Source organism: Streptomyces thermocarboxydus (assembly GCF_024760485.1).
Classification (GTDB): domain Bacteria; phylum Actinomycetota; class Actinomycetes; order Streptomycetales; family Streptomycetaceae; genus Streptomyces; species Streptomyces cellulosae.
On record NZ_CP058273.1, the window covers coordinates 889,575 to 902,572 of the forward strand.

The window sequence follows — 12,998 nt, forward strand, 5'->3', positions numbered from 1 at the left end:
GTGGCCGCGGGAGGGTCGGCGTTCAGCACCCCCTGGCCGCCATCGCCTCCGCGAGGTCGGCCAGGGGCAGCCAGGGCCGCACCAGCGCCTGTTCCGCGGCCACGCTGAGCGCCCGCGGAGTGCCGCCGCACAGCTCGACGATCCGGGCGACGGCCCCGGGCTCCTGCTCGACGCGGCGCTCTCCGAGGATGCCGGAGAGCATCCGCCGGGCCTGCTGGATGCTGAGCCCGCGCAGTCCCACGGTGCGCAGCGGGCCGATGCCGCCCAGGCGGCCGGCGTCGCGCGTGGTGACCAGGAGGGCTCCGGCGGACGGGCCGGGCAGCAGCGCCTTCAGCTGATCCGCCGAGGCGAGGTCGTCGAGCACGACGAGGATCCGCAGGCCCTTCAGGATGTTCCGGGCGAAACCCGCCGCGTCCCTCTCGCCCTGTGGCACGGTCACCCCGAGGCTGCGCAGCACGAAGCGCAGCACGTCGTCCCCCGAGGGGACCCGCTCCCGCTGCGGCACCACCGCGCGGACCCGCCGGCCCGGCTCGGTACGCACCTGCGGAGCGGACGCGCTCGCCACCAGCTCGGCGCACGCCCGCCGTACGCCGCTGCCGCTGCCGTGCAGGTCCACGAAGATCTGCCCGTCCGGGAAGCGGTGCGCCACCCGGTGCGCCCACTGGACCGCCAGGGCCGTCTTGCCGATGCCCGCGGGCCCCTCGACGACCCGGATGACCGGCCTGCCGTCCGCGGCGGTGACGGACCCGTCGAACATCGCGAGTTCCTGCTCCCGCCCCACGCAGCGGATGCCCCGCGGCAGCTGGCGCGGGACCGTCGGGGCGGCGTCGACGGACGGCCCGGCGGTGTCCGGACCCGGGTCGGCACGCAGGATCCGGGCGTGCAGCGCCCTGGTCTGCTGGGCCGGGTCCACTCCCAGCCGGTCCGCGAGCCGGCGGCGCAGCGCCTCGTACGCCTCGATGGCCTCGGCGCGACGGCCGAGGCCGTGCAGCCCGGTCATGAGGTTGCGGACGACCAGTTCGTTGTCCGGGTGCTGGTCGGCCAGTGCGTACAGCTCGTCGAGGAGTTCGGCCCGGCCGCCGAGCCGCAGTTCGCCTTCGTGGCACTCCACCAGCGCCGACAGCCGCTCCCGTTCGAGCAGCCGGCGGGTCCGCTCGGCCCACTCCCCCGTGATCCCGCCGAGGGGCCTGCCGCGCCAGATGCCGAGCGCCTCCCGGAACAGCCGTACGGCGGTGCGGGTGTCCGTCCCCGTGGCCCGGGCCCTGGCCACGGTCCGGCGGAAGCGGTGCAGGTCGACCGCGTCGGCCTCGACCTCCAGCACGTACCCGCCGTGCCGCCGGCGCAGTGTGGTCCCCGGACCCCCTCCGGTGTTCTCCAGGACACCGCGCAGCCGCGAAATGTAGGAGTGCACCATGTTCCGCGCCGACTGCGGAGGTTCGGCCCCCCACGTCCGGTCGATCAGCTCGTCGGGCATGACGACTTCGTTCGCGCTCACCGCCAGCATCGCGAAGATGCAGCGCTGCTTGGCCTGCCCTAACTCGATGTGCTTTTCCGTGTCGGCCCGGTATTCCACAGGCCCCAACAACTGAACATGGACCACGCTTGCCCACTCCCCCGTGTGCGCGCTGGTTCGGATCACTGTGCCACCGATACAACCGGCTTCGTGCTCGTGAATGAAGCCCGTGGCGATGTGGCTTTTCTCTATTTTCCCTGAACGGTACCCGCAGCCGCGGCCCGGCCGCCGAATGCGTCCGTCAAGGTTTCCCGCACCGGGCCCGTCGAGTGTGAGCACTGCGACAACCACCTCGTACGCGGGAGATGATGTGACGCACGCTCTGTCCCACCCCTGCACGGAGAAGGAAAGGCTCCGGCGCCGCTGGAATCTGGTACTGGCCGAGCGCGAGCGCCTGCTGCGGCTGGCCACGAGCCGGCTGGGCCGCACCACGGACGCCGAGGACTGCGTCCAGGAGGCGATGATCCGGGCGGTGACGTTCGACGCGCTGGACGAGTCCCGGGTCGCCGCGCTGCTCACCACCATCACGCTGCGCCTGTGCGTGGACCTTCAGCGCGGCACCCAGCGCGACCGCCGGCTCGCCCACCGGGTCCAGGTGCTGCGCACCTCCCGCCCGGAGACCGGCTCGGAGGTCGAGCACCGGGTCTGCGAACGGGCCGCGGGTGCCTGGCTGCTGACCCAGATGACCGGCCTCGGCGAACGCGAGCGCGACGTGCTGCTGTCCCGGGCGCGCGGTCTGAGCACCGCCGAGACGGCGAACGCCCTGGAGATCACCTACAAGTCGGCGGAGAGCGCCTTCACCCGGGCCCGCAGCCGCATGCGCGTCCTGTACCACGAGGAGATGGACCGCTGACCCCTCCGCGAGCGGGGTCAGGCGTCCCCGTACGCCTCCCCGCCGAGCTCGAATCCGGCCGTCCCCGCGGTGGCGTCGGCGAGCCAGGCGCGGAAGGCGTCCACGTCGGCGTCGGGGAGTCCGATCTCGATGGTGACCTCCTCGCCGTAGCGCACGTCGCGCACCTCGCGGCCGGTGGAGCGCAGGTCGTTCTGGACCTTCCCGGCCCGCTGGTGGTCGACGGTCACGGTGGCCAGCCGGAAGCGGCGCCGGGTGATCGTGCCCAGCGCGTCCAGGGCCTCGCCGACCGCGCCGCCGTAGGCGCGGATGAGACCGCCCGCGCCGAGCTTCACGCCGCCGAAGTAGCGGGTGACGACGGCGACGACGTACCGCATGTCACGGCGCAGCAGCATCTGCAGCATGGGGACGCCGGCGGTGCCGCCGGGCTCCCCGTCGTCGCTGGCCTTCTGGACGGAGGCGTCCGCGCCGATGACGTAGGCCCAGCAGTTGTGGGTGGCGTCGGCGTGCTCCTTGCGGACGGCGGCGATGAAATCCTGCGCCTCCTGCTCGGTGGCCGCCGGGGCGAGGGCGCACAGGAAGCGGGAGCGGTTGATCTCGGTCTCGTGCACACCCGCGCGGGCCACGGTGCGGTACTCGTCCTGCATCCGGCCAGCCTATGCCGCCCCGGTCAGCGTCTGCCGCGGGGGACGGTGACCGAGGTGAGGAGCGCGGCGCCGGGGAGCAGGTCGTGCCAGGTGGCGCCGCGCCAGTCGAGCACGGCGACGGCGTTGGTCGGGAACTTGGCGCGGACCTGGTCGAGGAGGTCGTCGAGGCCGTCGTCGGCGAGGGCGAGGACCAGGTCCTCGAGACCCGGGTTGTGGCCGACGAGCAGCAGCGTCTCGACCTCGGCGGGCGTCTCGCGGATCACCTTCAGCAGGCCGGGGACGTCCGCGTGGTACAGACGCGGGTCGAACCGGACCGGCGGGGGCGTGCCCCATTGCGCGGCGGCCAGCTCCCAGGTGCGGCGGGCCCGGACGGCGGTGGAGCACAGGGCGAGGCCGGGCAGGCAGTCCAGGTCGGCGAGGGCCCGCCCGGCGGCCGGGGCGTCCCTGCGGCCGCGTGCGGCGAGCGGACGCTCGTGGTCGGCGACGTCCTCGGGGCGGCGGACTTGGCGTGCCGCAGCACCACCAGCCGGCGCAGGGGTCCGGCCGCCGCGCGCTCGATCATGCGGGGTTTCCGAGGTCGCGGGCGAGGTCGAGGCCGAGCATCCGGTCGGCGTAGACGTACGTCTCGAAGCGGGCGCCGTCCGCCAGGCCGGGGTCGGTCTCCACCCTGCGGAGCGCGCCGAGCACCGCGGCGGTGTCCAGGTCGTCCTCCCATGCGGCGCGCAGATCCGCGCGCACCTCGTCGGGCACGGGGCGTGACGGCCGCCGCGCCCAGTCGGCGACCGCGCTCCGCCAGCGGTCCAGGGTGTCGGCTGCCCGCTCCAGCGCGTCGGCGTCGATCACCACGGGCGCGTTCCTCGGGTGGGTGAGCAGCGCGAGATGCAGGGCGGCCTGGTCGGCCTCGTCCGGGGCGCCGGGGGCCGACCAGGTGACGGGCGCGACGGCGACCCGTACGCCGTCGGGCCCGGCGCCGTCCTCGTCGACGACGTGCAGCACCTGGGCCTCGCCCAGCCCTGCGGCGCCCTCGCCGTCCTCGAAGGGCCGGATACCGAGCGCGTCGGCCGCCGCGCGCAGCTCCGCGCGCTGCCGTTCGGCGGCGAGCAGCGCCCATACCGGGGTGCCGCCGAGTTCCAGGGCGCGTACGAGCAGGTCGGCGGCCAGCAGCACGCGCAGGCCGGTGGGGTCGAGCCCGCGCGGGTGGGCCTCGACACGGGTCAGGCCCCGGCGGGCGGGGGCGGCGTCCACGAGCTCGCCGGTTCGGGCGTCGGTGATGCGCAGCACGAGGCGAGCGTAGGCGCGCGAGCGGGCGCACGCAGGTATCTCGCACGCTTTTCGCGCCGCCGCTTGCGCGGAGTCACCCGTCATGGCAGGCACCGGGGGGCGGGCGATGCCGGGAATCACCGTGCCTCGCGCCTGGTTGACGGGGACACCAGTTCACATTCGCTTCGAAATCTCCGGGAGGCCGACGGTGTACGGCGACGACGCAACGGTCCGCAAGATCCTCACCGAGTCCGGTGACACCTGGGCCGTGGTCGGCCTGTCCTCCAACCGGCAGCGCGCCGCGTACGGGGTCGCGCAGGTGCTCCAGCGGTTCGGCAAGCGCGTGGTGCCGGTGCACCCCAAGGCGGAGACGGTGCACGGGGAGCAGGGGTACGCCTCGCTCGCGGACATCCCCTTCGACGTGGACGTGGTGGACGTGTTCGTCAACAGCGACCTGGCGGGCGCGGTCGCGGACGAGGCGGTGGCCAAGGGCGCCAAGGCCGTGTGGTTCCAGCTCGGGGTGGTCGACGAGGAGGCGTACGGGCGGACGCGAGCGGCGGGTGTGGACATGGTGATGGACCGCTGCCCCGCGATCGAGATCCCGCGCCTCGCCTGAGGGGCGTGCCCGCGGTTCCGGACGGGCGGGGTGACGCCATAATGGCGCGATGACCGAGACGCCCGCCCCTCTCAACTCCCCTCCACCGCAACGGTTTCCGGTCGTCGTGGTCGGCGCGGGGCCCGCCGGGCTCACCGTGGGGTGCGTGCTGCGGGCGGCCGGGATCGACTGTCTGGTGCTGGAGACCGGGACAAGGGAGTTCGTCGAGCGGCGGCCGCGCGCCGGGGTGATCGAGGAACCGGTGGTGCGCGGCCTGGAGCGCCGGGGTCTCGCCGGGAACCTGCTGGAGCGGGCCCGCCGGGACACCGCCTGCGAGTTCCGCTTCGACGGCGGGCGCCATGTGTTCGGCTATCACGGGCTGACCGGCCGACACCACTGGGTGTATCCCCAGCAGTTCCTGGTGACGGATCTGGTGCGGGAGTACGCGGACGTGCGCGGCGGGGCCGTGCGGTTCGGGGTGCGGGACGTGCGGGTGCACGACCCGGACGGTGACCGGCCGTCGGTGTCGTACATCTGCCCGGAGAGCGGACGGCGGGAGGTCGTCGTCTGCGAGTTCGTCGCGGGGTGCGACGGCGCGCGCGGGGTGACCAGGGCGGCCGTCGCCGGGCGGGCCCGGGTGGCGCGGCACGACTACGGCATCGGCTGGCTGACCCTGCTCGCGGAGGCGCCGCCGTCCGCCGACCGTGTGCTGTTCGGCTGCCACCCGGACGGGTTCGCCGGGCAGATGCCGCGCGGTCCCGAGGTGACCCGCTACTACCTCCAGTGCCCGGCCGGGGACGACCCGGAGAACTGGCCGGACGAGCGGGTGTGGGCGGAGCTGCACCGCCGGCTGGGCGCGGCCGGCGCGGAGCCGCTCACGGAGGGGCCGCTGATCGAGAAGCGCGTGCTGGACATGCACGACTACGTCACCGAGCCGATGGCCTTCGGCCGCCTGTACCTGGCGGGGGACGCGGCGCACCTGGTCGCGCCGATCGCCGCCAAGGGCCTCAATCTGGCGCTGCACGACGCGTTCGCGCTGGGCGACGCTTTCGTCGCGCGGCTGCTGAAGGGCGACGGGAGCGGCCTGGACGGCTACTCGGAGGGCTGTCTGCGCCGGGTGTGGGACTACCAGGAGTTCTCGCAGTGGCTCGCGGAGCTGTACCACGGGGGCGCGGCGGGCGATCCGTTCCGCGCGGGCACCGCCCTGGCCCGGCTGCGCCGTCTGTTCAGCTCGAAGGCCGCCGCGGCGGCCTTCGCGGAGCGGTACCTGGGCACGGCCGCGCGGTACTGACGCCCGCGCGGCCCGCCCCGAACGGTTCAGGCGGCGGGCTTGCCCAGCCCCTCCAGGACGACCGCGCCCGGCAGTTCCGCGAACGCCTTGCCCGGCACCAGCAGCTTCCCGCGCCGCCGCCCGCTGCCGACGAGCACGTACGGCAGGTCGACGACGGCCGCGTCGACCAGCACGGGCCAGCTCTCGGGCAGCCCGACGGGGGTGATGCCGCCGTACTCCATGCCGGTCTCCCCCGTCGCCGTGTCCATCGGCGCGAAGGACGCCTTGCGGACGCCGAGGTGGCGGCGCACCACCCCGTTCACGTCGGCGCGGGTGGTGGACAGCACGACGCACGCGGCGAGCGTGGACTCCCCGCCGCGTTTGCCCGCCACCACGACGCAGTTCGCGGACCGCTCCAGGAGGTCGCGGCCGTAGTGCTCGACGAACACGGCGGTGTCGGCCCACCGCGGGTCCGTCTCGACGTAGAGGATCTGGTCGGCGGGGACGCTGCCGCTCCAGGCGCGGACCGCGGCGGCGACGGGAGCGGTCAGCTCGTCGAGGCAGTCGGGGGCGGGGATGGCCTGGTCGAAGTTTCCGATGGGTGCGCGCATGGCGGCACGGTAACAGCGGGCGGCGCGACCGTCGGAGGGTGTCTCACTGCACGGGCGGCACCGACACCGTCATGAACATCCGCACCGGTTCGTCGCCCGCGTTGCCGTACGTGTGAGGCATGTTGGCCTCGAAGGAGGCGCTGGCGCCGGCCGGCACCCGGTGCTCCTCGCCGTCGACGGTGAGGGTCAGCTCCCCGGCGGTGACATGGACGAGTTCGACCGTGCCGGCCGGGTGCGGGTCGGAGTCGCTGCTCTCCCCCGGCATCAGCAGCCACTCCCACATCTCCAGCGGGCCGGGCGCCTCGGTGCCGGCGAGCAGCCGGTTGTAGCTGCCGCCCTCGGTCTCCCACAGGCGCACGGTCTGGTCGGCGGGGACGATCCGGACCTGCGGGCCGCGTTCATAGTCGAGCAGCGTGGGCACGCTGACGCCGAGCGCGTCGCCGATCTTGACGATCGTGCCGATGCTCGGGTTGGTGCGGGCCTGCTCGATCTGGATGAGCATGCCGCGGCTGACGCCCGCCCGGGCCGCGAGCATGTCGAGGGTGAAGCCGCGCTCGGTGCGCCAGCGCTTGACGTTGCGCGCCAGGGACCGGGTCAGCAGGTCGAGGTCCGCCACGTTCCGTCCGTTTCCACTGTCCGGGTGTCGCACCCGGTGGTGCACCGCACTGTACTGCGAGGTCGGGGCGGGTACGGCGGGGGAGTCAGGCGCCGGGTTCCATCTCGGCCAGCCTCGGGGCTCCGGTCGCGTCCGGCCTCTGGGCCCCGGCCGCGTCCAGCTCGGCCTCGTCCAGCTCGGCAAGGCGGGCCACGCTCTCCTCGTCGAGCTGTGACAGCGCCCGCAGTTGGTCGGGCGTGACGTCGTCGGGCAGCGGCACGGGCGGCGGGGTGCGCAGCGGCGGCTGCCAGCCCTCGTCGGGCGTCCAGCGGCGTACGACCCGGGCGGGCGCGCCCGCGACGACACAGTGGTCCGGCACCTCGCCCCGGACGACCGCGCCCGCGGCCACCACCACGTTCCGCCCGACGCGGGCGCCCGGCAGGATCACCGCGCCGGTGCCGATCCAGCAGCCGGGGCCGATCTCCACCGGCTCCATCCGCGGCCACTGCTTGCCGATGGGCTCGTGCGGGTCGTCGTAGGAGTGGTTGGTGGAGGTGACGTAGACGTACGGCCCGAAGTAGCAGTCGCTGCCGATGGTCACGGTGGTGTCGGCGATGACGTGGCTGCCGCGGCCGAGGACGACGCCGTCGCCGATGCGCAGGATCGGCTCGGGGCCGAGGTCGAGGCCGGGCATCAGGCCCGCGGTGAGGGTGACCTGCTCGCCGACGATGCAGTACGCGCCGACCCGGATCCAGGGCTCGCCGAAGATCGTGCCGAGCGGGAAGGCCAGTCTGGTACCTGTTCCCATCGCGCCGAAGCGGAAGCGGCCGGGGTACTCGGCGGTCACCGAGCCCGTGCGCTGCACCCAGGCCCAGCCCGCGTGGACCGCGCGCTGGGCGAGGCGGCGCGGCCAGGACGAGAACGTGTTCTTGCGCTTCGGCACCCGCTCACCGTAGTCCGCGGGCGCGACGGGTACGGGCCGACGCCCCTGTGATCTTCACCCCACCGGGTGGCGTACCGTTCCCCCGACGTTCGACTAGGAGGCGACGATGACGCACCAGGCTCTGATCACCGGCATCGGCGGCAGGGAGCCGCGGATCGACGAGGGGGCGTTCGTGGCGCCCACGGCGAGCGTGATCGGTGACGTGACGCTGCACGCGGGGGCGAGTGTCTGGTACGGGGCGGTGCTGCGGGGCGACGTGGAATCGATCGCGGTGGGCGCGAGCAGCAACGTGCAGGACAACTGCACGCTGCACGCCGACCCTGGGTTCCCGGTGAACGTGGGCGAGCGGGTGTCCATCGGGCACAACGCCGTGGTGCACGGGGCGACCGTGGAGGACGACTGCCTGATCGGCATGGGGGCGACGGTGCTGAACGGGGCGGTGATCGGGGCGGGCTCCCTGGTCGCCGCGCAGGCTCTTGTGCCGCAGGGGATGCGGGTGCCGCCGGGGTCGTTGATCGCGGGGGTCCCGGCGAAGGTGCGGAGGGAGCTGACGGCGGAGGAGCGGGAGGGGCTGACCCTCAACGGGACGATGTACGCGGAGCTGGCGAAGGCGCACCGGGATCAGCACGGGGGCTGAGACGCGGTCGTCTTTCGGCTGCGGGCGGGTGGGGGTTGCTCGCGCAGTTCCCCGCGCCCCTTGGCGGTGTTCGCCGCGCCGGTGACGTCGGAAGTGCCGGGCGGTCAGCCGACTCAGGGGCGCGGGGAACTGCGCGGCCAGCCGGTGACCGGGGTCAGTCGCCCGCCGGCGCCGGAGCCGGCGTCGCCTCCCCGGCGGACGCCGTCTTCTTGGCCTTGCGCTTCAGCACCAGCATCGACGTCACCCCGATCAGCACCGCCGCCACCAGCCCCAGCCACGAGAACCTCTTCAGCCAGGACTCCGCGACGATCCCCACGTAGTAGATGACCGCCGTCGTCCCGCCCGCCCAGACGACGCCGCCCAGCACGTTGGCGATGAGGAACTTCCAGTACGGCATCCGCAGCACACCCGCCAGCGGGCCCGCGAAGATCCGCAGCAGGGCGACGAAACGGCCGAAGAAGACCGCCCACATGCCCCACTTCTGGAAGGACCGCTCGGCCGTCGCGATGTGCGCCTCGCCGAAGTGACGGGGGAACTTCGCCCCCAGCCAGGCCAGCAGCGGGCGTCCGCCCTTGCGTCCGATCGCGTAGCCGATCGAGTCGCCGACGATCGCGCCGGCGGTGGCGCACGCGCCGAGGATCACCGGGTTGATGTCGCCGTGCTGGGAGGCCAGCAGCGCCGAGGAGACCAGGATGATCTCGCCGGGCAGCGGGATGCCCAGGCTTTCCAGCCCGATCACGATGCCCACCAGCGCGTACACGGCGACCGCGGGTACGGTCTCGAGCCATTCCTGGACGTGCAACGCCTCTTCCTCCGGTCCGCCGATGCCGTGGGTGTGCGCCCGGTACCGGGGCACGGTCGGGAAGCCTACCGGGTCGGGGGAAACCGTCCGCCGAGGGCCGTATGCCGGGCCCGCCCGGGCCGGTCGGCCCATGCGGGCGACGGCGGACGGAGGGACGCTGGAAGCAGCCGAAGACCAGCGTCTCGCGACCGGGAGGCCGCCATGTTCGCTCCCCCGTCCCCCAGCCTGCCGCGTGCCCTGCCCGCAGAGCACCGGGAGCGGCTCATGGCCGCCGCGCGCGAGGTGTCCTTCCCGCAAGGGACCCGGCTGTTCGAGGAGGGCGGCCGGGCGGACCGGTTCTGGGTGATCAGGACCGGCACCGTGGAACTGGACATGCGGGTGCCGGGCCGCCGGTCCGTCGTCATCGAGCGGCTCGGGCACAACGAACTGGTCGGCTGGTCGTGGCTGTTCCGTCCGCACGTCTGGCACCTGGGCGCCGAGGCGGCCACCCCGGTGCGGGCGTACGAGTTCGACGCCGCGTCCGTCCTCGCGATGTACGACGAGGACCCGGAACTGGGCCGCGAAGTGGCCCGCTGGGTGGGTGAGGTGGTGGCCCACCGGCTGCACTCGGCCCGGGTCCGGCTGCTCGACCTGTTCGGTCCGTACGGCGCCGGCACGGCTGTGTGAGGGAGGCCGCCCGCACCGTACGGGGCCCACCGGTCCGCCCGTGGGGCCGGCGGGCCTCTGTCTTCCGCGGGCCCGCGGACCGCGCTTGCTACCTCCCCGTCAAAGGGCAGTGACCGAATCGTGTCAGGGCGCGGCTAGGGTGGCTGCCCATGTGGCCAGGACAGCAGCCGCCCGGGGGCGAGCAGAACCCGCAGTCGAACAACCCGTACCAGCAGCCGGGGTACCAGCAGCCGAATCCGTACCAGCAACCCGGCTACCAGCAGCCGAACCCGTACCAGCAGCAGCCGCAGTGGGGCGAGCCGTCCACCGTGGGCATGCCGCAGCCGGGTGGCGGCGGCGGTGGCGGGAACCGTACGAAGCTGGTGGCGATCATCGCGGCGACGGCGGTGGTCGTGGCCGCGGGCGTGACCGGATTCCTGGTGCTCGGCGGCGACAAGGACGACGAGGCGGACGGCAAGAAGCCCGCCAAGCCGAGCGCGAGCGCGTCCGAGGACACCTCGGCCGAGCCGGCCCCGTCCACCTCGGGGGGCAACCCGCGCGGCGGTGAGGCCGAGAAGGCGACGATCCCGGGCTGGCAGGTCGTCGTGAACACCCGCTTCGGCACCAAGTTCGACGTCCCTGCCGACTGGGAGATCGAGTCGCCGGGCACCTCCGTGGGCTTCGAATGGGAGGAGAAGGACGGTGAGATGGGCCGCACCACCGTCACCGCTCCCGCCTACCTGAAGTCCAAGTGGTGCACCGACGACGAGAACAAGGACGGCCGCACCGAGGACACCGCGCTGGTCACCGCCGGCACCCGCGGTGAGAACGGCGCGAAGGACACCAAGGAGGCGGCCGAGACCCGCGTGCCGTGGTGGATCTTCGGCGGTTACACACAGCCCGACAAGAAGAGCGTGAAGTTCGACGCGCCGAAGCCGTACACCACGAAGTCCGGCATCAGCGGGCACGTGGCCACGGCGCACTCGGAGGGCACGCCGCAGAAGGGCAAGTGCGACAGCGAGGGCAAGGCGATCACGTTCGGGTTCAAGAACGGCGCGGGCGACTTCGTCACCTGGAACCTGTTCGGCGCGGCGGGCGTGAAGGACGAGATTCCCGAGGCGACCGTGCAGAAGATCCTCAGCACGGTGCGGCTGACCGAGGAACCTCCGACGGAGTCGTGACGGTCCGGGTCCGCAGGTGAGCGGGCCCGGAACTCATTTGGCAAGTCGGCCTTCTCCCGGCGATAGTCACCAGGTGCCGACCTCCGCCGAGCGCCGCCGCCCCGCCTGGGCCGGCCGCAACTACACGCTGCTGACCGCTTCCGCCGTGGTGACCAATCTGGGCAGCCACGGTGCACTGATCGCCTCCGCGTTCGCCGTGCTGGGCGCGGGCGGCGACGGCGGGGACGTGGGCCTGGTGGCCGCCGCCCGCACCCTGCCGCTCGTGCTGTTCCTGCTGATCGGCGGCGCCGTCGCCGACCGGCTGCCGCGGCACCGGGTGATGGTCGCGGCCAACGCCCTGAACTGCGTCTCGCAGGCCGCGTTCGCCGCGCTGGTCCTCGCGGGCGAGCCGCAGCTGTGGCAGATGATGCTGCTCAGCGGGCTCGGCGGCGCCGGGCAGGCGTTCTTCAACCCCGCCGCCGAGGGCATGCTGCTGTCCTCCGTCGACGGTGAGCAGGCGGGCCGCGCGTTCGCGGTGTTCCGGATGGCGATGCACGGGGCGACCCTGGGCGGCGCCGCGCTCGGCGGGGCGATGGTCGCCGCGATCGGGCCCGGCTGGGTGCTGGCGGCGGACGCGGCGGCCTTCGCCGTCGCGGCGGTGCTGCGGGCGTTCCTGGACGTGAAGCACATACCGCCGCGCGAGCCGGGTGGGGGGATGCTCGCGGATCTGCGGGACGGCTGGCGGGAGTTCACCGGCCGGCCGTGGCTGTGGGGCATCGTCGTGCAGTTCTCCATCGCCAACGCGGTCGTCGGCGCGGCCGACGCGGTCTACGGTCCGCTCGTCGCGCGCGACCACCTGGGCGGGGCGGCGCCCTGGGGTGTCGCGCTGGCCTTCTTCGGCGGCGGCACGGTTTCGGGCGCGCTGCTGATGACGCGCTGGCAGCCGCGGCGTCTGCTGCTGGTGGGCACCCTGTGCGTGTTCCCGCTGGCGCTGCCGTCCGCAGCGCTCGCGGTGCCGGTGCCGGTGGCGGTGCTGTGCGCGGTGATGTTCCTGACGGGCCTGTCGGTGGAGGTGTTCGGCGTCTCCTGGATGACCGCGCTGCACCAGGAGATACCGGAGGAGAAGCTGTCGCGGGTGTGCGCGTACGACTGGTTCGGCTCGGTCGCCCTGGTCCCGGCGGCGATGGCCCTCGCCGGCCCGGCGGAGACGGCGTTCGGCCGGCCGGAGGCGCTGTGGGGCTGCGCGGCGCTGGTGGTCGTGGTCACGGCGGCGGTGCTGACGGTCCCGGACGTCCGGAACCTGCGCCGCCGTTCGAAGCAGGTCGCCGGCGCTGTGCGGGGGGCGGAGGAGCAGGTCGGGGACGGTACGGCTGTCGGGTAGCTGCGGCCCGGTGGGGGCGGTTCGCGCAGTTCCCCGCGCCCCTCGAGGGTGCCTGCGCGACAGCCCACCCAGGGGCGCGGGGAACTGCG

The 12,998-nt window shown here is 73.7% G+C and carries 14 protein-coding genes and 1 pseudogene; 7 read left to right on the forward strand and 8 right to left on the reverse strand.

Annotated elements, in window-relative coordinates; all coding sequences use genetic code 11:
* Nucleotides 1-22: 22 nt before the first annotated feature.
* On the reverse strand, nt 23-1,573 hold the full coding sequence (locus AY578_RS04160; RefSeq protein WP_258907226.1) for an AfsR/SARP family transcriptional regulator: 1,551 nt from the start codon (nt 1,571-1,573) through the stop codon (nt 23-25).
* A 250-nt stretch (nt 1,574-1,823) separates the two neighbouring features.
* Here AY578_RS04160 and AY578_RS04165 point away from each other — a divergent pair, with 250 nt between their 5' ends.
* Nucleotides 1,824-2,366 carry an RNA polymerase sigma factor gene (locus tag AY578_RS04165; RefSeq protein WP_240800970.1) on the forward strand — a complete coding sequence of 181 codons (543 nt, stop codon included), beginning with the start codon at nt 1,824-1,826 and terminating at the stop codon, nt 2,364-2,366.
* 17 nt (nt 2,367-2,383) lie between these two features.
* On the opposite strand, the gene AY578_RS04170 is transcribed toward AY578_RS04165, so the two are convergent.
* The 3 genes and pseudogenes from AY578_RS04170 to AY578_RS04180 all read right to left on the reverse strand — a co-directional run bounded on the left by AY578_RS04170 (nt 2,384) and on the right by AY578_RS04180 (nt 4,291).
* Nucleotides 2,384-3,010 (reverse strand): YigZ family protein, encoded by a 627-nt coding sequence (locus AY578_RS04170; RefSeq protein WP_019524808.1) that lies wholly within the window; start codon nt 3,008-3,010, stop codon nt 2,384-2,386.
* 23 nt (nt 3,011-3,033) lie between these two features.
* Nucleotides 3,034-3,572 (reverse strand): annotated as a pseudogene (locus AY578_RS04175) (SixA phosphatase family protein).
* Complete coding sequence (locus AY578_RS04180) at nt 3,569-4,291, reverse strand: hypothetical protein (protein WP_258902069.1); 723 nt, start codon at nt 4,289-4,291, stop codon at nt 3,569-3,571. The pseudogene AY578_RS04175 and the gene AY578_RS04180 overlap by 4 nt, the downstream one beginning before the upstream one ends.
* A 187-nt stretch (nt 4,292-4,478) precedes the next feature.
* On the opposite strand from AY578_RS04180, the gene AY578_RS04185 reads away from it, so the two are divergent.
* Nucleotides 4,479-4,886 carry a CoA-binding protein gene (locus tag AY578_RS04185; protein WP_019524811.1) on the forward strand — a complete coding sequence of 136 codons (408 nt, stop codon included), beginning with the start codon at nt 4,479-4,481 and terminating at the stop codon, nt 4,884-4,886.
* A gap of 49 nt (nt 4,887-4,935) precedes the next feature.
* Complete coding sequence (locus AY578_RS04190) at nt 4,936-6,156, forward strand: 4-hydroxybenzoate 3-monooxygenase (RefSeq protein ID WP_161108189.1); 1,221 nt, start codon at nt 4,936-4,938, stop codon at nt 6,154-6,156.
* Nucleotides 6,157-6,182: 26 nt separating this feature from the next.
* On the opposite strand, the gene AY578_RS04195 is transcribed toward AY578_RS04190, so the two are convergent.
* The 3 genes from AY578_RS04195 to AY578_RS04205 all read right to left on the reverse strand — a co-directional run bounded on the left by AY578_RS04195 (nt 6,183) and on the right by AY578_RS04205 (nt 8,284).
* On the reverse strand, nt 6,183-6,746 hold the full coding sequence (locus tag AY578_RS04195; protein ID WP_019524813.1) for a YbaK/EbsC family protein: 564 nt from the start codon (nt 6,744-6,746) through the stop codon (nt 6,183-6,185).
* A gap of 43 nt (nt 6,747-6,789) precedes the next feature.
* Nucleotides 6,790-7,362, reverse strand: coding sequence for a helix-turn-helix domain-containing protein (locus tag AY578_RS04200; RefSeq protein ID WP_028959850.1), 573 nt, complete (start codon nt 7,360-7,362; stop codon nt 6,790-6,792).
* 85 nt (nt 7,363-7,447) lie between these two features.
* On the reverse strand, nt 7,448-8,284 hold the full coding sequence (locus AY578_RS04205; RefSeq protein WP_028959849.1) for an acyltransferase: 837 nt from the start codon (nt 8,282-8,284) through the stop codon (nt 7,448-7,450).
* 106 nt (nt 8,285-8,390) lie between these two features.
* Between AY578_RS04205 and AY578_RS04210 the strand changes: the two genes are divergently transcribed.
* Complete coding sequence (locus AY578_RS04210; protein ID WP_258902071.1) at nt 8,391-8,921, forward strand: gamma carbonic anhydrase family protein; 531 nt, start codon at nt 8,391-8,393, stop codon at nt 8,919-8,921.
* Nucleotides 8,922-9,075: 154 nt separating this feature from the next.
* Here AY578_RS04210 and AY578_RS04215 read toward each other — a convergent pair whose 3' ends face one another.
* Nucleotides 9,076-9,723 (reverse strand): DedA family protein, encoded by a 648-nt coding sequence (locus AY578_RS04215; RefSeq protein WP_258907227.1) that lies wholly within the window; start codon nt 9,721-9,723, stop codon nt 9,076-9,078.
* Between the two features lie 201 nt (nt 9,724-9,924).
* Between AY578_RS04215 and AY578_RS04220 the strand changes: the two genes are divergently transcribed.
* From AY578_RS04220 to AY578_RS04230, 3 genes are all read left to right on the forward strand, one after another.
* A complete protein-coding gene (locus AY578_RS04220) occupies nt 9,925-10,389 on the forward strand; it encodes a cyclic nucleotide-binding domain-containing protein (protein WP_020700114.1) in 465 nt (154 codons plus the stop codon).
* A gap of 149 nt (nt 10,390-10,538) precedes the next feature.
* Nucleotides 10,539-11,549 carry a DUF8017 domain-containing protein gene (locus AY578_RS04225; protein WP_028959846.1) on the forward strand — a complete coding sequence of 337 codons (1,011 nt, stop codon included), beginning with the start codon at nt 10,539-10,541 and terminating at the stop codon, nt 11,547-11,549.
* A gap of 73 nt (nt 11,550-11,622) precedes the next feature.
* Nucleotides 11,623-12,909, forward strand: a complete 1,287-nt coding sequence (locus AY578_RS04230; protein ID WP_019524820.1) for an MFS transporter — start codon at nt 11,623-11,625, stop codon at nt 12,907-12,909.
* Nucleotides 12,910-12,998: the final 89 nt, after the last annotated feature.